Annotated in this window: 1 protein-coding gene; it reads left to right on the top strand. The window is 54.0% G+C overall.

Annotated elements, in window-relative coordinates:
• Positions 1–618: immunoglobulin-like domain-containing protein (locus BFP92_RS11095; RefSeq protein ID WP_139114051.1), on the top strand; the 618-nt coding region annotated here is incomplete at both ends.

The following is a 618-nucleotide window of genomic DNA, read 5'->3' as shown; positions in this document are numbered from 1 at the left end:
TGACTAACAAGGCGCAAACCGACGTCACCGTAACGTTGAGCAATGGCCAGACCATCACGATCAAGGCCGGTGAAACCGTCGGCTCGACCGTGTTCAACACTCCAGCCAACGACGTCTATAACAACGGCAGCACGGTCAGCACCACCATCGCCAAAACCGAAGGCGGTAATTTCGAGAACCTGGTCACCGATCCGAAGGCAGCTGAAACAGCCATCACCGACTCGATCGACAACACCACGGTTTCGCTGACTGCTGATAAAGCGTCGGTAGTTGAAGGCGGCGATATCACTTACACCGCGACCTTGACTAACAAGGCGCAAACAGACGTTACCGTAACGTTGAGCAACGGCCAAACCATCACGATCAAGGCCGGTGAAACCGTCGGCTCGACCGTGTTCAACACTCCAGCCAACGACGTCTATAACAACGGTTCGACTGTCAGCACTACCATCGCGAAGACCGAAGGCGGCAACTTTGAGAACCTGGTCACCGATCCGAAAGCAGCTGAAACAGCCATCACTGACTCGATCGACAACACCACGGTTTCCCTGACTGCAGATAAAGCCTCGGTAGTTGAAGGCGGTGACATCACTTACACCGCAACCTTGACTAACAAAG

The sequence above is a fragment of the Pseudomonas sp. 58 R 3 genome (genome assembly GCF_900006605.1).
In the GTDB taxonomy this organism is placed as follows: Bacteria; Pseudomonadota; Gammaproteobacteria; order Pseudomonadales; family Pseudomonadaceae; genus Aquipseudomonas; species Aquipseudomonas salomonii.
This window is presented reverse-complemented; position numbering and strand designations above follow the sequence as displayed.